The sequence below is a fragment of the Sporomusa rhizae genome (assembly GCF_041428845.1).
GTDB classification, from domain to species: Bacteria; Bacillota; Negativicutes; order Sporomusales; family Sporomusaceae; genus Sporomusa; species Sporomusa rhizae.
Genome location: NZ_CP156925.1, coordinates 4,836,814 through 4,854,482, shown reverse-complemented (window position 1 = coordinate 4,854,482; position 17,669 = coordinate 4,836,814). Strand labels below are relative to the sequence as shown.

At 38.4% G+C, this 17,669-nt stretch carries 17 protein-coding genes; 14 read left to right on the top strand and 3 right to left on the bottom strand.

The annotated features are described in order from the left end of the window. Positions 1–103: 103 nt before the first annotated feature. Positions 104–1,264 carry an iron-containing alcohol dehydrogenase gene (locus SRRS_RS22695; protein ID WP_371363685.1) on the bottom strand — a complete coding sequence of 387 codons (1,161 nt, stop codon included), beginning with the start codon at positions 1,262–1,264 and terminating at the stop codon, positions 104–106. Positions 1,265–1,407: 143 nt separating this feature from the next. Then, positions 1,408–1,761 carry a winged helix-turn-helix transcriptional regulator gene (locus SRRS_RS22690; protein WP_371363684.1) on the bottom strand — a complete coding sequence of 118 codons (354 nt, stop codon included), beginning with the start codon at positions 1,759–1,761 and terminating at the stop codon, positions 1,408–1,410. 465 nt (positions 1,762–2,226) lie between these two features. Between SRRS_RS22690 and SRRS_RS22685 the strand changes: the two genes are divergently transcribed. From SRRS_RS22685 to SRRS_RS22655, 7 genes are all read left to right on the top strand, one after another. Then, positions 2,227–3,306: an MCP four helix bundle domain-containing protein gene (locus SRRS_RS22685; protein WP_371363683.1), complete on the top strand. Its 1,080-nt coding sequence runs from the start codon at positions 2,227–2,229 to the stop codon at positions 3,304–3,306. Between the two features lie 5 nt (positions 3,307–3,311). Then, positions 3,312–3,941 (top strand): methyl-accepting chemotaxis protein, encoded by a 630-nt coding sequence (locus tag SRRS_RS22680; RefSeq protein WP_371363682.1) that lies wholly within the window; start codon positions 3,312–3,314, stop codon positions 3,939–3,941. A 418-nt stretch (positions 3,942–4,359) separates the two neighbouring features. Further along, complete coding sequence (locus tag SRRS_RS22675) at positions 4,360–5,163, top strand: penicillin-binding transpeptidase domain-containing protein (protein ID WP_371363681.1); 804 nt, start codon at positions 4,360–4,362, stop codon at positions 5,161–5,163. Positions 5,164–5,669: 506 nt separating this feature from the next. Further along, complete coding sequence (locus tag SRRS_RS22670; RefSeq protein WP_371363680.1) at positions 5,670–6,431, top strand: MBL fold metallo-hydrolase; 762 nt, start codon at positions 5,670–5,672, stop codon at positions 6,429–6,431. Between the two features lie 171 nt (positions 6,432–6,602). After that, complete coding sequence (locus SRRS_RS22665; protein WP_371363679.1) at positions 6,603–7,505, top strand: DMT family transporter; 903 nt, start codon at positions 6,603–6,605, stop codon at positions 7,503–7,505. Between the two features lie 369 nt (positions 7,506–7,874). Beyond that, the gene (locus SRRS_RS22660; protein ID WP_371363678.1) at positions 7,875–8,456 is read left to right on the top strand and encodes a TetR/AcrR family transcriptional regulator; all 582 of its coding nucleotides are present in this window, start codon (positions 7,875–7,877) and stop codon (positions 8,454–8,456) included. A 9-nt stretch (positions 8,457–8,465) separates the two neighbouring features. Then, the gene (locus SRRS_RS22655) at positions 8,466–9,692 is read left to right on the top strand and encodes a multidrug efflux MFS transporter (RefSeq protein ID WP_371363677.1); all 1,227 of its coding nucleotides are present in this window, start codon (positions 8,466–8,468) and stop codon (positions 9,690–9,692) included. Between the two features lie 225 nt (positions 9,693–9,917). Here SRRS_RS22655 and SRRS_RS22650 read toward each other — a convergent pair whose 3' ends face one another. Beyond that, positions 9,918–10,442: a hypothetical protein gene (locus SRRS_RS22650; protein WP_371363676.1), complete on the bottom strand. Its 525-nt coding sequence runs from the start codon at positions 10,440–10,442 to the stop codon at positions 9,918–9,920. 513 nt (positions 10,443–10,955) lie between these two features. Here SRRS_RS22650 and SRRS_RS22645 point away from each other — a divergent pair. The 7 genes from SRRS_RS22645 to SRRS_RS22615 all read left to right on the top strand — a co-directional run bounded on the left by SRRS_RS22645 (position 10,956) and on the right by SRRS_RS22615 (position 17,528). Beyond that, on the top strand, positions 10,956–11,984 hold the full coding sequence (locus SRRS_RS22645; protein ID WP_371363675.1) for a hypothetical protein: 1,029 nt from the start codon (positions 10,956–10,958) through the stop codon (positions 11,982–11,984). 297 nt (positions 11,985–12,281) lie between these two features. Beyond that, entirely contained in the window at positions 12,282–13,127 is an 846-nt protein-coding gene (locus SRRS_RS22640; RefSeq protein ID WP_371363674.1) for a tetratricopeptide repeat protein, read from the top strand. 223 nt (positions 13,128–13,350) lie between these two features. Continuing rightward, the gene (locus SRRS_RS22635; RefSeq protein WP_371363673.1) at positions 13,351–13,947 is read left to right on the top strand and encodes a hypothetical protein; all 597 of its coding nucleotides are present in this window, start codon (positions 13,351–13,353) and stop codon (positions 13,945–13,947) included. A 482-nt stretch (positions 13,948–14,429) separates the two neighbouring features. Then, positions 14,430–15,431, top strand: a complete 1,002-nt coding sequence (locus SRRS_RS22630; protein ID WP_371363672.1) for an ankyrin repeat domain-containing protein — start codon at positions 14,430–14,432, stop codon at positions 15,429–15,431. A gap of 157 nt (positions 15,432–15,588) precedes the next feature. Then, positions 15,589–15,972: a hypothetical protein gene (locus SRRS_RS22625; RefSeq protein ID WP_371363671.1), complete on the top strand. Its 384-nt coding sequence runs from the start codon at positions 15,589–15,591 to the stop codon at positions 15,970–15,972. 112 nt (positions 15,973–16,084) lie between these two features. Continuing rightward, positions 16,085–16,594, top strand: a complete 510-nt coding sequence (locus SRRS_RS22620) for a hypothetical protein (protein WP_371363670.1) — start codon at positions 16,085–16,087, stop codon at positions 16,592–16,594. Positions 16,595–16,742: 148 nt separating this feature from the next. Next, entirely contained in the window at positions 16,743–17,528 is a 786-nt protein-coding gene (locus tag SRRS_RS22615) for a hypothetical protein (protein ID WP_371363669.1), read from the top strand. Positions 17,529–17,669: the final 141 nt, after the last annotated feature.

The following is a 17,669-nucleotide window of genomic DNA, read 5'->3' as shown; positions in this document are numbered from 1 at the left end:
AAATCATGTCCTGGATTTTAGACTACCATTTGATGAGGTACAAAGGAACACCAGGACAGGTTTCTTGTTCCGGTAAATAATATATGAAAATGCAAAAGAGTATTTATTTTCCGTAATACACAATTTCATAAAGCCGTTTCATTTGTTCGACAGAAATATCTCTGGGATTTGTACTTGTGCATGGATCCTGGATCGCAAATTCTGATATTTCATCTAGATGTGCTTTAAATAGATTTTCTGGCACACCAAATTCTTTTAACGTCGACGGTATTTCAACTTTGGATCTTAAATTCTTCACCATCGCAATTAATGAATCTACCAGTTCTCCGTTGGTTTTTCCCTGCAAGCCCAGTCTCTTAGCAATATCCGCATAAGCTGCACCTGCGGTTTCTTCTTCCGCATTAAATGCAATGGCATCCGGTAAATAGATGGCATTGGCGCAACCATGAGGAACACCGAATAATTTTCCCGTCTTATGCGCCATAGAATGGACAATACCTAAAATAGCGTTCGAAAAAGCCATACCAGCTAAACATTGAGCGATATGCATGTTTTTCCTCGCATTTAGATCCCCATTAAAGGATTTAGGCAGATTATCAACGATCATTTCTATCGCTTTCATTGCCAAGCCATCGGTAATCGGATTGCGTACTTTAGAAACATAGGCTTCAAAGGCATGAGTCAAAGCATCCATTCCGGTATGGGCAACTAAAGTTTTTGACATGGTTTGTACCAACCCGGTATCAACTATGGCAACATCAGGCGTGATGTTATAGTCTGCAATAGGGTATTTAATTCCATTTTTGTTATCTGCAATTATTGAAAAAGCGGTTACTTCTGTTCCTGTACCACTGGTAGTAGGAATAGCAATAAACTTTGCTTTGGTTCTTAATTCAGGCAGGCTAAACGGTTTAGCGGCTTCTGCAAACGTGAAATTCGGGTACTCATAAAAAATCCACATAGCCTTGGCCGCATCGATGGGTGAACCGCCGCCAATACCAATGATCAAGTCAGGGTTAAATGCGTTGATTGCTTTAACACCATCCATTACGGTCTCAACGCTGGGATCATTTTCAACACCGGCAAATATTTGAGTCGCAATGGTAGCCTCTTTTAGCAAATTCTCGATCTTTGCAATTGTTCCGTCTTTAATTAAACGTTGTGACCCAATTACTAAAAAAGCCTTTTTCCCTTTAAGATTTTTTAAATGCTCTAGCGCATTATCGCCAAAATAAATATCCCTTGGTATGGTAAATCTTTGCATAGCTTCATTGACCTCCGACTATTTTTTCTAGGTCATCCTAGTGATTCATAGTATACAGAAATCAAATTAGTAAAAAAAGAAGGCACTTTTCCGTATGATAGTTACCAAAAGGTTTTATTTAAGCAGTGATTTTGTCTACCCATTCAACGAGGTATGTGTGAGTTAACATATTTTTTTCCCCACTCATCCATCTTTTCTAATATTGGGACAAGCTGCTCTCCTAGATCGGTTAGAGAATATTCAACCACTGGTGGCGTTTCATCATAAACGGTTCGGTTCACTAATTCGTTTTCTTCTAAATTTCGTAGCTGTTGTGTTAACATTTTTTGAGTTATTTTAGGTATTAAACGCCTAAATTCATTAAATCTGATAATTTTGCGCTGACACAAATGCCATAATATCAAGGATTTCCATTTGCCGCTTAAAACTTCTAAAGTTACTTCTATTTCACATTCGTAATTATTACAACTGATTTTGTTTTTTCGATCGTGAGGCATTCTTATCATCTCCTACTTGATAATTAGCTCGGGTAATGATGTATTAATGGACTCCTATTTACCCTAGTCCACTACCATTTCTTCAGTTTTCTGCTAATTCCTTGATTTATGAAAGTAGTTTAGTTATATTTTTTCAAACACCTATGACCAAAACTGGAACAGGGGTGGACTCTCCGATTACAAAAAAATCGGGAGGGAATCGACCTCCATTTGGCATACCCATTTTTATCATGATACTTCAGAAAAACGAAAAATCAAACTGCATCTTGTGTTTTTCCTATTTTTAGTAAAAATATGTCGAATTAAGGAGGAATTTGAAGAAAAACACAAGAATAATATGATGTGTCCTTGGAATTCTTATGAATTATTGCAATACTAGGGGGGATTCTTAGAGCTGGACTTGCCAATTAACAAGACTATGGACTTAGAAAACTGATGATTTAAAAATGCTGGAGGGGTTAAATAATGCAGTGGCTGGCAAACTTAAAAATGGCCTATAAATTGGGAGTCTTAATGCTTATTGCGCTTATAGCCCTGGGGTTTGTTGGTGCTTCAGGGTATTATTATCTCAAAGAAGCGAATCGCTCCCTGGATGTTCTGTATGACGACAGATTGATACCGGTAAAATTACTAAACGAAAGCCGTTCAAACGTCAACTCGATGAACAGTGCAGTGCTGGAATTGATGCTGACAACAGATGTTAAGAAAAATAAGGAACTTAGAGATTTTATCGAGCAGAGGACCAAACAAGTCGGCGATAATCTTGAGGCGGTTGCCAATGTTCATTTAGATGCCAAAGCGAAAGAGTTGCTCGATAAAGTCACCGTATCCCGGCAAAAGTATCGAGACGTGCGGGGACAAGTGATTGAGCTGGCATTACAGAACAAAAATGCGGAGGCTTACACCCTGTATACTACACAGGTGGATCCCTTAACCAAAGAGTTTACGGATAACTTAAGGAATTTAGCCAATTATTTTTCAGATGTTTCAAAACAGTCGAACCTTGATAACGACGCTCAATTCGCGCATGCTACCTGGATTTCAATTGGTATAATTATAGCTGCATTCTTGACACTGGGAGGCAGTGGCTGGTTGATTACTAACGCTATAACCAGGCCTCTTGGATATATGGTAATGATCTGTGAAGAATTCGCTGCCGGAGATTTTCGTGAGCGGCAGCGGCAGGTGCTGAGAAAGGATGAAATTGGCCAGCTTGCGGACGCTTTGGTAAAAATGCAGGGCAATGTCCGATCCCTGATGAAGCAGATTACGGAGTCGGCCGAACAGGTGGCCGCCTCATCGGAGGAATTGACTGCCAGCTCGGAGCAATCGGCGCAGGCGGCTAATCAGGTCGCGACAGCGATTACGGGCGTGGCGAACGGAGCCAGCGAGCAATTGGCTGCCACCAATCAAACATCGGTAGTCGTAGAGCAGATGTCGGCCGGAATTCAACAGGTGGCTGCCAACACCAATCATGTTGCGGAACAATCGGCCCGCACCGCCGATAAGGCACAAGAGGCGGCAGGGCTGTTGACAAAGCGGTGAGCCAAATGGCTCAGATCGAGGAAACTGTAAGAAACTCAGCCCAGGTTGTTGCTAAGCTGGGCGAGCGCTCCAAGGAAATCGGTCAAATTGTAGATGCTATTTCCGGTATCGCCGGTCAAACCAACCTGCTGGCTCTTAACGCGGCCATTGAGGCGGCCAGGGCTGGGGAACAAGGGCGCGGCTTTGCGGTGGTGGCCGAAGAGGTGCGTAAATTGGCCGAACAGTCGCAGGAAGCGGCTAAGAAGATTGCCGGCCTGATCGGAGAAATTCAGGGAGACACCGATAAAGCGGTTGCGTCTATGAATGACGGCACGCGGGAAGTAAATGTCGGGGCTGATGTGGTCAATGCCGCCGGCGTGGCATTTAGAGAAATTATCGACATGGTATCGCAGGTTTCCAGTCAAATTAAAGAGATCTCGGCAGCCATTCAGCAAATGGCAAGCGGCAGCCAACAGATCGTAGGCTCAGTCAAAAAGATTGATGACTTGAGCAAATCATCCGCAGGCGAGGCGCAAAACGTTTCGGCAGCCACTGAAGAGCAATTGGCATCCATGGAGGAAATTGCATCTGCAAGCCAGGCGCTGGCGCAATTGGCTCAGGATCTCCAGGTAGCTGTCGCCAGGTTCAGGGTGTAAAATACAAGAGCGAAAATAAGGGGCCAGGTGTTACAGAAACACCTGGCCCCTTCGTGCTACTCGCGCAAAACAGGGGGACAGGGACACTGTTTCATCGGGTAAATGACAGTGTCCAATAACCCACTGCCCTGATATAAAATGACACTAAGGGACGTTCCCTTTTTGGCACCTAATGATCCTAAAGTAAAGTGCCGAAAAAGGAATGTCCCTCTTTTGATTTATGCCTTTTTTCTAAAACTGATATAATAATTATTAAAGCAAACGCACAACAGTGGATAGACGGCAGAAGCCTATTTTTTGTAATGAAACTGTAAGACAATCGTTATTCTTTTTTTCCAAATATCGAAGTAGTATATAAACGTAGTCGATATTGCTGGATTATGATCAAAAATTCGGGAAGGACGGGGAGGAATTTTACGTGAAAAGAATATTTCTGGCTTTACTCTGTATTACAGTAATTAACCTTAGTTTAATAGCAAATGTGAGTGCAGCCGACTTCGTGGTTCGCGAAGACTTTGAAAAGTATGCTAGTGGGTTCACTGGTACATTCATTATGTATGATGAAGCGCAAGACCAATATACAGTATTTAACGAGCCTCAAAGTACACAACGTTTGTCACCGTGTTCCACATTTAAAATTTACAATTCACTTATTGGATTGGAAACAGGTGTCTTAGATACAGAAGACGTATATACTTTGATTAAATGGAATGGTACACAATATCCATTTCCTGCATGGAATCACGATCAAACACTCGCATCTGCTACTAGGGATTCGGTAGTCTGGTATTTTCAAGAACTTGCGTCTCGGATTGGAGCTAAACGAATGCAGGAAAACCTTGATAAGATAGGATATGGCAATAGGGATATTTCAGGTGGATTAACTACATTCTGGCTTCGATCTTCGCTCCAAATTTCAGCACGGGAGCAAGTAGATTTATTGTACAAATTATATTCTGGAAAATTACCGGTCTCACCAGAGAATGTCGAAGTAGTAAAGCGGAATATTACTTTGTCAGAAAGTGATGGTATACGCTTAATGGGCAAAACAGGATCTGGTTTTGAAAATGGAAAATGGAAGCTCGGTTGGTTTGTTGGTAGTGTTGAAAAACAAGGAAAACATTATTACTTTGCTACAAATATTCAAGCACCAGATGGAGCAATAGGCGGTAAGGCCAGAGAGATTACGAAAGCAATTTTAAAAGACCTTGGGGTTTTATAGTTTCTGTCTAGTCTTCTTTAACAAATCTGAATGTCAATAAGTCCTTTATATAATTGGGGAACGGTACTTTTTATTCAGATTAGCGGAATCGTACCGTAGTCTATAAAAGGTGATTATTATGGGGGAGGTGGAAAAATGGATATATTAATAATACGAATGGGGTTTTACTTTTAATTCAGGCAGCACATAGTTTTTTAATAGATATATTGTCAAGGTTTATAAATAGTACTTTAGCTGAAAAACATACTGGGACAGAGAATCTATCCCAGTGTGTTCGCATGCTAATGATATATAGCTGAGCTTTGAGTCAAGTAGCGTCAAAATCCTGTAAGGTAAAGGAAATCTTGCAGGATTTTTGTATTATAATGGTAAAAAGAGTATTGATAAGTAAAACGTACAGATTGCCAATACTGTATTTTAAGCCCATACTAACCCTTTAACTAAATATGATTTATTGGATTACCTAAATTCTATTTTATCTTAAAAGTTCGGAGGAAAAAGACCATATGAACGATTGGTTTACAATAGACGTCATCGACACGGACACAACCATCATCAGCGAGTATCGGCATTGGGAGGAATCGCACAGTTATCTCCTAAACGGTTCCGAGCGTAGTTTGCTGATTGATACCGGCCTTGGGATTTGCAACATCTATGACGAGGTGAAAAAGCTGAAGGACAAGCCGGTTACAGCGGTCGCTACTCACATCCATTGGGATCACATCGGCGGCCACAAGCAATTCCCTGATTTTTACGCCCATGCAGAGGAATTGAATTGGCTGAACGGTGCATTTCCCTTGACGATGGAGCAAATCAAGGAAATGGTCGTTGATCGCTGCGATCTGCCGGATGGTTTTGACATCAACAAATATGAGTTCTTTCAAGGTGAGCCGACGCGGATTTTGCAAGACGGCGATGAAATCAATCTCGGCAACCGGAGTATTCGGGTATTGCATACACCTGGCCATTCTCCGGGACATATGTGCTTTTGGGAGCAGGAGCGCGGCTATCTCTTTACCGGCGATTTGGTCTACAAGGATACGCTGTTCGCCTATTATCCGTCCACCGATCCGACAGCATATCTCGCTTCCTTGGAGAAGATTGCGGCACTGCCGGTAAAGCGCGTGTTTCCGGCGCACCATTCGCTGGACATTTACCCCGAAATCCTCACCCGGATGCGCGACGCTTTCCGGCAGCTTAAAGCGGAGGGCAAGCTGCACCACGGCAGCGGAACCTTTGATTACGGCGATTGGGCGGTTTGGCTGTAATGCAACTGGTTACAGTATTAAGGCAACTTAAAGAAAAATGAGGGAATATCAATTAGACAAGTAACAAGAATAACTGGTCTTACTTTTAACGTTGTTGCTAAAACTTAGGAAACAGTAAAAGCGTCCCTTTATATATCATTCAGGAAACTTATAGAAAATGGTTGGGTGAATATGAACGTTGAATCGGTTAGGAAAGCCCCTTGGATAATATTATTCTTGGGAATAGTATGTATATCAGTATCTGCAATTTTCGTAAAAGAAGCTCATGTCAATGGAATCTCTTCAGCTTTTTATAGAATATTTTTTGCCATAATATTTATACTGCCTTTTTATATTAGAACAAAGAATAAGAACATGAGTTATAAAGGAATTTGTATTTGTTTATTAGGCGGAATGTTTTTTGCTTTTGAACTGGTCTTTTGGAACATAGCAGTTATAATTTCTAATGCTACATTTCCTACATTGATTGTAAATCTTTCCTCTATATGGGTAGGTATAGGGGCTATGATCTTATTCAAGGAAAAACTAAATCAGTTCCACTGGATCGGCAATGGTATAGCCATGCTTGGAATAGCCGTGTTAATTGGAATTAGTAATATTGTTGAAATGAAAGTCGACAGAGGTTTTATATTTTCCATTATTGCAAGTATATTTTTAGCTTTATATGTTTTATCGGTGAAACAAGTACGCCTTAAAAATAGTACTCTGCAGGTTGTATTTTTTACTTTTTTAGGTTCTGTCGTAACATTATTCATTTGCTGTATTATTACAAAAAGTGAATTGTATGGATTTTCGTCTATATCCTGGATTTACCTATTATGTCTAGGTTTAATTACCCAAGTCGGAGGATACTTTTTAATTAATTTTTCTCTTGGCTATATCGACTCGTCAAAAGTTTCGATACTCACACTGGTTCAACCAATACTTACAGCAATATTTGCCGTGATAATTTTAAATGAATCATTTGCCATGCACCATATAATTGGGGGATTTCTTGTATTAATAGGACTCTTTATAGCAATTGCTATTAAAGATGCCCATTTGAGCCAAAGTGTACGCCAAAGAGTGTCTTGATAAAAAAATGACCCGGAGTTAACTTCGGTCAAAAAACCGTCACCTGACTCATCTGCGGTTAAACCCGATACGGTGAAACGTATCATTGGTGATGGCAAAAACGATCCCTTGAGTCCCAGTAATGTCAAAATCCTGTAAGGAAAATAAACCTTGCAGGATTTTTGTATTATAATGGAAAACAGAGTATTGCTGAAAGACGCGGGGGCGGTGGTACTGTCTGAATAAGAAGGTCAATACCATCGTCTTTTTGTCACGGTCAGTAAAGAGAAGCAAAAAGAACATCTTCGTTGTTTACCGTAAAGTGAATTGACAACTAACGTCGTTAGTTATATTATTATCATAGTTAGTTTTTCTTAAGAGGAGGTTAGTATGACTTTGCGTGCTGGGCTAAGTTACCAGTTGATCATTGAGACAGCGGCGCTGCTCGCAGATCAATACGGGTTAGAAACGCTGACATTGACGCAAATTGCGGAATATCTTGGCGTGCGTAAACCTTCCTTATATAACCACATTGGCGGCCTGCCTGATGTGCAGCAAGGGCTCGCTGTTTTTGCTATGCAAGAACTTAGGATAAAACTAAGTGATGCGGCCATTGGTCTTAGCAAGCGCGATGCCATAATGGCTATTGCCAAAGCCTACCGCAGGTTTGCGCACGAGCGCCCGGGCTTGTACCGTGCGATTGTGGCGCGCCCTAATCGGGATAATGCGGCAGTCAAGGAAGCTATTCAAAAATTGATGCATATCATTGCAATTGTTCTCGGCGCATATAAATTGAACGCTAGTGACAGTACTCATGCGCTAAGGGGCCTTAGAAGCCTTATGCACGGTTTTGTTTCATTGGAAGCGGCTGGCTGGTTCGTGCAGCCTGTTGAGCGGGATGAAAGCTATCATCAATTAATCAATACTTTTATTCACGGTATCGAAGCATTGGCTGCTGAGAGGTCTAAGTGAGGTCTTTTTATGGAATTATGGAAACGAAATTTATGTATTTGCTGGGTAGGATCTTTTGCTACTTCATCGGGGCTCAGCCAAATTGCACCGGTTTTGCCGCTTTATATTGAGCATTTAGGTGTTACAAATCTGCCTGAGGTCGAGATGTGGTCAGGCGTTGCTTTTGGGATTACAGGACTTATGATGGCCCTGGTTTCCCCGCTGTGGGGGAGTGCGGCAGATCGTTATGGGCGTAAGCCTATGCTGCTTCGCGCAAGTCTAGGAATGGCAATCATTGTATCAGCAATGGGTTTTGTTTCCAACGTATATCAATTAGTAGGCTTACGGTTACTTATGGGGTTAATTTCCGGTTTCAATTCCGGTTCAATTACGCTCATTGCAACCCAGACGCCGCGCGAAAGGGCGGGATGGGCGCTGGGCACACTTTCCACAGGTATGGTGGGCGGCTCGTTATTAGGCCCCTTGATTGGCGGATATGTGGCGGAACTCTTTGGCTATCGCAGCGTGTTTTTATCAACAGGCTGCTTACTATTTATTGCGTTTCTACTCACCTTGTTCCTGGTAAAAGAACATTTTGTTGTGTCTGATGAGAAACCGCCTAATACCAGGGAGGTATGGCGGCTGATACCGAATAAACATTTGCTTGTCGCTATGTTCATTACTACCTTTATCTTGCAATTGGCCTTATTTTCGATTGAACCTATTATCTCCGTGTATATTAAAGGGCTCATACCCGAAACTAGTCATGTGGCGTTAATTGCCGGTATGGTGTTTGCTGCTTCGGGTTTTGCAAGCATGCTGGCCGCGCCGCGAATGGGTAAACTTTCCGATAAAATCGGTCCGCATAAAGTAGTATTTGCAGCGCTTATCGCCGCAGGCTGTATATTTATTCCCCAGGCCTTTGTGAAAAACGAGTGGCAGCTTCTGGGATTACGGTTCTTATTAGGATTTTCTTCGGCTGCCCTGCTTCCGTCAATTAATACGCTGATTAAGCGTACTACACCGGATAAGCTGACTGGCCGTATTTTTGGCTTCAATCAGTCTGCACAGTTTTTAGGCACGTTTAGCGGCTCTGTTTTAGGCGGGCAAACGGCCGCTTATTTAGGAATTCGTGCGGTGTTTTTGGTGACAAGTGCCTTATTATTGCTTAATGCAGTATGGGTGTATTGTAATGTATTTGGGAAAATGACAGAAAATGTACAAAAGAGCTGGGTTATTAAAAATCCTGCAAAATAAACCTTGCAGGATTTTTGTATTTAATGGTAAATAGCGTATTGATATGTAATATTACAAAGAAAGTGTGAATTTAGTTCGAGTTGAAGCTGGGATTACTGTAATTAGGCTTAGTAGCGATGAGTCGAAGAACCGTCACCTGACTCGTTTTAAAGACAGGAAAACTAAAGCGAAAAAGAAAAAAGGGGTAAAAAATTAGCTCTCGGCGTATGCCGAGATTTTTTTGCTTTATTTAAACACTCTTTCTTCCAATATTTTTCTAATTTCCTTACCTATATTATTGGCAACAGTTCCGGCACCGCCCCATTTAGTCATGCCTGGGACTTTACCGTTAAATAAATACTTAGAGGTTTGCATATCAATTATTTTGACATGTGCTGAAGATTCATAGCCTATTCCAGATGACCGTATAGGTTCCATTTCTATGAAAATCAAATATTTAAATCCATCATCTTTATACATTTCTAGTATATCTGCACGCTCAACACTGGAAAAATCGGAGTAACCATTATTCTTTAGTTTATCAAAATATTTTTCATCGGTGACTATAGTGCAATTGTTTTTCTCCAAGAAAGGGAAAACATTGCTTTTGACAACATCCTTATAAACGCTTTTTGTAGTCATTCCCCATAACGAGGTATTGTAGTATTTAAATCCTACAAGAACTCTAGTTTGATTGTCCTGAGTGGCAAACGCGGGCTGAACAAAAATAACCAGTAAAAGTGCTGATAAGATGAATAATATTTTCCTCAAAACGAACACTCCTCTAATGATTTTTAAAACAATTATAACATACAATATATTCCATAAATGAAAATTGTATGCTAAAAATTTAGAGATAGTATATAGACTGTGAATATAGTTCGAATTGAAGCCTGGATTACTGTAACTAGGCTTAATGATAATAAGTCAAAGACCGTCGAATCCTGTAAGGTAAAGCAAACCTTGCAGGATTTTTGTATTTAATGGTAAATAAAGTATTGATATGTAATATTACAAGAAAGTGGGAATATAGTTCAAATTGAAGCCAGGATTACTGTAACTAGGATTAGTAGAGGTGAGTCAAAGAACCGTCACCTGACTCATACTAACGATCGTTATCGACCACGGTATTGACCCTATACTAAGAAACGCAAAGAGGTATAGATATCGAATTAGGTATTTTATGCACTGTTTAATAACTAAATGTATATCTATATAGTGAATGCGTTTTTCGGACAAGCTGTGTCTTTATATTTATATAAATATTTTTAAGGAGTGGTATTTATGGAACCAAATTTAGAAACAGGCGGTAAGTCAAACAAAAAAATAGTCTTAATCGTTTTGTCAATTTGCATTATTGTGGGTGGCTTTCTCTGGTATTTTATGTACTATACTAGAACACCAAGTTATTCATTAAATTTAATAAAAGAATCCATAGAAAAGCATGACACGGTAAAATTTAAAAAGCATGTTGACTTGGATAGCACTTTATCTAGAGGTTATGACGATTTAATGGCCGCAATGCTTGAATCTGATAAATCTTTGAAACAAGATGGAAAAGCCTTTTTTGGCGGCTTCGTTCAAATGTTTAAGCCAACCATTGTTAGCGCCTTAAAAGATGGTATTACGCGTTTTGTCGAGACCGGAAAGTGGGAAGACAAACAAACTAATGAAAACAATGCTCAACAAATTAGTCCTGATAAAATCGCAAACAACTCAGGATTAAAAAATTCTTCTTTTAAAGGCGTTGAATATACAAAAAAAGATGGTAAAACTGCAATTGTTGGTCTAAAAGTATTTGAGAAAGAGGCAAATAAAGACTTTGTTATTGATGTAAAGATGAGAGAATTAGATGATGGGACCTGGCAAGTTGCTGAAATCTCAAATCTCAAAGAATATTTTATAGAAATTGAAAAAGCCAAAAACGTTATGCTAAAAAAATATATCGACGATACAAAATCAATAGTCGACAATCATAATTCTAAGCTGAATGAAATAAGCACGAAGTTAAAAGCTGCTCTTGAAGCTAAAAACATAGAAGATGCTAAGCGAATTGTAGAATCAGAAATGATTCCAGACTGGAATGCTCGCGCCGATGAATTAAATAAAGTTTCAGTTCCTGAAGCAGCAAAAGAAATTCACAATCTCCGGATAAATGTTTGTGAATTGGCAAAAAAGGATGTACAAAATTACATCGAATGGCAATTTGGTAAAAATCCCCAAATGAGCCCTGAGGCTAAAAAGATTAGGCAACAAATGAACGAAGCGAATCAGCAAGTGCTTAATATCGTAAAGAAGGCAACAAAAGAATGAAATAGTTAGAACAACGAGTAATTAACGCTCTTTGTTGGGGCCGTTTCAGAATGTAGACAAATCACGTTTTAGGCTGAATAGCCAAAAAGCGGGATTTATCTACAGCAAGCATCCAAGAAGGTGGCTAAAAAAGAGCAAAACTTGAGGGGACTGCGAGTCTGAGTCGAATAACCATCACTTGACTCATTCTGAACTATATTAAGATGATGGTGAAACAATTAGGCGAGTGCTAAATATTTAGTGTAACATCGACATAAAAGAAGAAATGGTACAGTAAAAAGAAAAGGGTGATTTTATTTGAAAAAAATTACGCTTTGTTTAATTGGTATGATATTAATAGGGGTGTCTATAGTTTACGCCGAAGTTCCAGCAGATTTATTGGTTAAGGCTGAACACGAAGATGCTAAAGCACAATTAGAAGTTGCAAAAATGTATCGAGAAGGAATTAATACTCCTATTGATCATATGCAAGCAACAAAATGGTTTGTAAAGGCAAAAGTGAATTTTGAAAAGCAAGCAATGAGTGGTAATGCTGAAGCCCAATTTACTTTAAGTCAGATGTATGAGCGTGGATACGGAACTCCACCAGATGAATCTAAAAGAATATATTGGCTTGAAAAGGCAGCCGAAAATGGATATCCAGCTGCGCAAAGTGATATTGCTTTTAAATATAGTATAGAGATTATTGATGATTACTATGATTTTTGTCTTGGTCGTGGAAACCATTTTGGAAAAGGTCAAGTATTAGGTGATGATTCGCGTTCCACAGCTTTGAAAAAGTTATATTGGTTTGAGTCACAACTTTTTAAAAAAGCTGTTTACTGGAATGAAAGAGCAGCTGAAACTGGCAATGTTCCAGCGCAATATTGGCTAGGACAGACATATGCTGATGTAGGTAGCGAGGGGAAACCTATCGACTACAATAAAGCTAGGTATTGGTGGGAACAAGCGGCTGCTAATGGGGATTTATTAGCTCCATTAGACCTTGGAATTATGTACTTTTACGGCGAAGGGAGTCCTGTAGATTATGAGAAGGCGGAGTATTGGTTAAAGAAAGTCGAAGCAAGGAAAAATGAATTAGGAAATAGTGATAAAAAGAATCTAGAAAAGATGCTTTCAAAGATAAGACAAGTTAAAAAGTGAATTTTGGATAACGAGCGAAAAAGACACCAGGACAAGCTCTTTATTCTGCCAGTGAAGCTACAAAAGACTTAAAAGTTAGGAGCTTAGTAATTTAGAATAGGAAGTAAAATAGTTTATTTAAATAGAATTGGGAAGTAGTACTGTCCCTCGTCCTGGTTTTTTAGCCGAATGGAAGGAAGTATTGCGACTGAGAAGTGAGGTCATAGCCGGGGAGGTACGATAAATGGAAAATATGGCAGTCTTATTACAGATTGGTTTTCTTATATTATGCTATGCAGGATGGCATATTTGGCGAGGATACAAATCCCAAAATAATGAAAGTGCAATTTTTGAAAGATTTAAGAGTAAAGGGTTTATTATTTTAAAGTCCATAATGATTCCAGATTCAATTTCCAAGACAATGTTAGCTATTGATAAAACAAAAAAACAAATTGGATTTGGTTATTATGTAAGTGGAAAAGTTGTAACACAGATATTTAATGCCAAAGATGTTGTATCTTGTGAAATACTTGAAGACAAGGACACTATAATAAAAACGTCAAACGGGAATATGATGACAAGAGCTATTATTGGTGGAGTAGTATCAGGCGGTGTTGGAGCTGTAATTGGTGGTGTAACTGCTGAAAAAACGACAAAGCAAATAGTAAACAATATTACATTGCGTATTTTGACAACGAATGTAGATGATCCAGTAAAAGACTTTGTATTTTATAATGGAAAAACTAAAAAAGATACATCTATTTATCAAAATGCAATCGGGCAGGCAACCGAATGGTATGGCATTATTAGAGCGATAATGGTTGCAGATGTGAGATCCTAACATTGATTTCCAAGCAAAATAAATAAACCGCTGACGCTGTTGGCGGTTTTTCTGTGCCCGAATAGGAATGAGGCGGTTAATTCGCGATGAGTCAAAGAACCGTCACCTGACTCATTCTAATAATGACACTAAGGGACGTTCCTATTTTTGGCACCTAAGTGCCCTAAAGTAAAGTGCCGAAAAAGGAACTCTTCCTTGTTGTTTGAACGGATACGGAGAACAGTACTGTTGGTAACGGGAAAAGAGTGAACTCCTGTAAAATTTTCGATAATTTGGAAGGAGTTTTTATTTTTGTGCTGAAAAATGATTTAAAACATAAGTTAAAATGGGTAATAAGTTAGCCACTTATTTAGTGAAGTAGTTAAAGTGATCATAGAGAAAGCAATTGAATAGTAAATCATGGTAAGGGGAAAGTTCTGCTTTACTTATGGAACCTCATCCCTCTTGTCACCAAAGTAATGAAACCTTTTGAGGAGAAAATAATGAACTTAGAAAAATCCAATCCTGATATATCAAACATAGAATTAATAGATACACAGGAGCCTTTAGCAAGAGAAATAATTCAATTTATTTCTCTTAAAAATTATTGCTATTTAATTGAATGTACAGAGCATTCGTTAACAAGTGGTTTATATGAAATTAGTGCCTATGGAGCTAAATACAGTAATGATACTGTGATTATTTTCGAACAGTTTTGTGATCGTATTAAAGCATTATTTAAAAGAAACGGTATTTTACTAATTTGTCTAGAGAGTGGAAAGAAACCAACATTCAAGTTTATTTCTCATTATAATCCAGAGTTATTTACAATTGATGTATTTGAGCTGATTCTTTTTAAAGAATATAATATTGAGCCTTGTGACGAAGAAAGAAAACAGGTATTACAACAATCTATAAAAGCAGAAAAAATTAAAGATACATTAGTATATGCTTGTTACGAAAATAATACGGATAAAATAATGGAGTGTCTTAGACAGGCAAAACAATCGCAATTGAATAAAAAACTAAAATATGTTGGAACTCCACTAGGCATATGTGCAAAAAATAATAATATTGTTGCGTTTAAAGCAATTGTTGAATCGGGTGCTACTCTGGGTAAAGTTTCTTTAGTGGATACACCTTTAGCAATAGCATTTACCTACTCTCCGGATATTGTGAAATATATTTACACAAATTTTAGAGACCAATTTGGCAAAGAAGTATTAATAAAAGGATTTAGTTTAGCACTACATACCAAAGATGTTGGGTTACTGCAATTATTATTTGATTATGGATGTGATATAAATTGTGAAGGAAAACCGTTTCCTCCATTACATAACTTTGCTGATTTTAATAATGTTGTCGGACTAAAATTTTTGCTTGACAATGGAGCAAATGTGAATGTGAAAAATCAATATAAGCAAACTCCCATTGATAGGGCAAAAGCAAGAAATAACCAGGAGGCTATCAATATATTAAGGTCATATTATGCACTTGAAAAATAAACCAGGTGTTTTATTCGGCATTAAGGGAGACTGAAACTGTCCCCTTGAGCCGCTCAGGGGAGATACAGGAAGGAGTTGTGAGAGTTGAGACATGTCACTAACCCCTTCTCAAACCGGAAGAATAATTGTAAGGTATTATATCGAATGTGAGGCATGTATGAAAAGAATTTATAAACCACTACCAATTTTATCAGAAAACGAAATTAAACGTATAATGTCAGATGGCAGTATTGAAGAACTAATTATTCTTCCCTTATCTATTGGTGAAAATTATCCTAAGTGGAAGTTTGCTCAAGACTTATGCGTAAAATTATATGAGTATCCTGATCCGCGGGTTAAAGCTAATGCAATATTAGGCTTATCCTATGTTGCTCGGACAAAAGGAAAGCTGGAAAAACATATTATAAAGCCAATTCTTCTTAAGGCTCTTCGTGAAGAAAAAGAATATGAATGGCGTATTATAGATGCTTTAGAAGACATCAATTTATTTATGGGATGGAATATTAGTAAAAAAGCATGTTCCCGTGAGGAGTTGGAATAGTCGAAGGGTGAGCTTTTACAGAAGACTCGAGGGGGACTATAAGTCGAAGAACCGTCACCTGACTCGTCTAGTTATATTTGAAAGGATTTGGCGCTGGAGGTGTTTGTTTGAAATGAATATTTTACCGTACAGAGTCATAACAATCATAGCTACCATGAGTACTGACGAAGCGATTAATATACTTAAACCACATGTTAATAATAATTATTCGTTCTTAACTGGTAACTTAACTTTTTTTAGGGGAAATATACATGGTCATACTTTTGAAATGCATAGAAGATTTTCAGGCAGAAATTCTTTTATGCCTATAATTATAGGAGTAGTTAGGGAACATCCTCAGGGATGTGAAATAAAAATAACTATACGTCTAAGTCTAGTCCTGCTTGTTTTTGTAGCAGCGGTGCTATATATGGATGCCATAGCGTTCTCGAAAGGGACTTGGTTTTTTCCTATAATAACCTCATTAGTATTAGTTTTTTTGTATTTGATTGCTTGGCAAATATATGATGGAGAAGCAATACAAGCTACAAATTTCTTGAGAGGATTGTGGAAAATCCAAGGAACGCCTGGAAAGATTCCTTGTCCCGGCAAACAAAATACTAAACCGCAAAAGACTATTTAAATTTCAGAGTTAGGGAGTTTAGCAAACTAGAACTGAAGATAAAATGGTTTTATTTAAATTGAGAAAAGCGACGAAGTATCTGTCCCCTCTTCCCTTTTCACACGGTTGCCGTCACCTGACTCATTCTAATTTGCGAAGGAGAATTGCTTTGAAGATTAGGGATATTACGATAAATGATATTAAGGAGAAGGCCTTATGGAAAGTTACTAATTCAAATGCACAAAACTGGTTAGATTGGCAAATCCAAAGAGTTACGCGTATAAGTTCAGCCAATATCATTGTTCATTCCAGCATAATTATTGATGATCAAGCGGCATATCCAGCAATAGTGACTAAATACTATGAAGATGGCGGTGAAATAGGAGAAAGTGGTATTAATTGCGGATCATGGATGGATATAGGTGAAGTAGCATTTCAAGGAAGCATAAGCAGACCGTTCTTATCATATATCAGTAAACTTGACATTCATGAATACCAAAAAGGAGTATTCGACAATAGGAACTGGCATTATTCAAGGTTTAACCACTACATATCTCAACTCGAAAATGAAAACATTATAAAATATATTGAGCCAGATATAGAAATTCCCAAGTACGTTATTAATGGAACCGCAGAAGGAAACTATTCAGTCATTGCAAAAATGGTCGCTGAATTCGATGAATTTAACAGAGCCAATAAAATTTCTAAAGCCAATATGAAAATTACTAAAATAATAAAAATCATTCCATTTCTCAAACAGAATCCGAAAAACCATGCTATGCTTGAGAGTTTATTATTTTCAAGTAATTCAGCGGTCGTACAAATGATGCAATATCAATTAGTCGATCTTTTCGAAGAAACTTGCTTAGATTTAATTACTCAAAAAGCTAAAGAAGATAGTCTTGATGGATTGGGTGCAAAATTTTGGTTAAAGGACTATGAATCAAGGAGGTAAAAGTTTTCCATGCCTCCTTTTTTAATTACTTCAAAGTAAAATAACAATTGCTTTCCTGATATAAATAAGCTTTCCCAGAAAAACCTTGTACACTCACGCAGCAAAGGGCTGTAAATTGCCCCAATAGCTCTGGGTCTAGGC

Excerpts from the sequence above, each read along its gene's own strand:
- SRRS_RS22670 (WP_371363680.1), top strand. The coding sequence starts at position 5,670 with ATGAACGATTGGTTTACAATAGACGTCATCGACACGGACACAACCATC.
- SRRS_RS22695 (WP_371363685.1), bottom strand. The coding sequence starts at position 1,264 with ATGCAAAGATTTACCATACCAAGGGATATTTATTTTGGCGATAATGCG.
- SRRS_RS22645 (WP_371363675.1), top strand. The coding sequence starts at position 10,956 with ATGGAACCAAATTTAGAAACAGGCGGTAAGTCAAACAAAAAAATAGTC.
- SRRS_RS22660 (WP_371363678.1), top strand. The coding sequence starts at position 7,875 with ATGACTTTGCGTGCTGGGCTAAGTTACCAGTTGATCATTGAGACAGCG.
- SRRS_RS22680 (WP_371363682.1), top strand. The coding sequence starts at position 3,312 with ATGGCTCAGATCGAGGAAACTGTAAGAAACTCAGCCCAGGTTGTTGCT.
- SRRS_RS22690 (WP_371363684.1), bottom strand. The coding sequence starts at position 1,761 with ATGCCTCACGATCGAAAAAACAAAATCAGTTGTAATAATTACGAATGT.
- SRRS_RS22625 (WP_371363671.1), top strand. The coding sequence starts at position 15,589 with ATGAAAAGAATTTATAAACCACTACCAATTTTATCAGAAAACGAAATT.
- SRRS_RS22685 (WP_371363683.1), top strand. The coding sequence starts at position 2,227 with ATGCAGTGGCTGGCAAACTTAAAAATGGCCTATAAATTGGGAGTCTTA.
- SRRS_RS22630 (WP_371363672.1), top strand. The coding sequence starts at position 14,430 with ATGAACTTAGAAAAATCCAATCCTGATATATCAAACATAGAATTAATA.
- SRRS_RS22665 (WP_371363679.1), top strand. The coding sequence starts at position 6,603 with ATGAACGTTGAATCGGTTAGGAAAGCCCCTTGGATAATATTATTCTTG.
- SRRS_RS22635 (WP_371363673.1), top strand. The coding sequence starts at position 13,351 with ATGGAAAATATGGCAGTCTTATTACAGATTGGTTTTCTTATATTATGC.
- SRRS_RS22620 (WP_371363670.1), top strand. The coding sequence starts at position 16,085 with ATGAATATTTTACCGTACAGAGTCATAACAATCATAGCTACCATGAGT.
- SRRS_RS22655 (WP_371363677.1), top strand. The coding sequence starts at position 8,466 with ATGGAATTATGGAAACGAAATTTATGTATTTGCTGGGTAGGATCTTTT.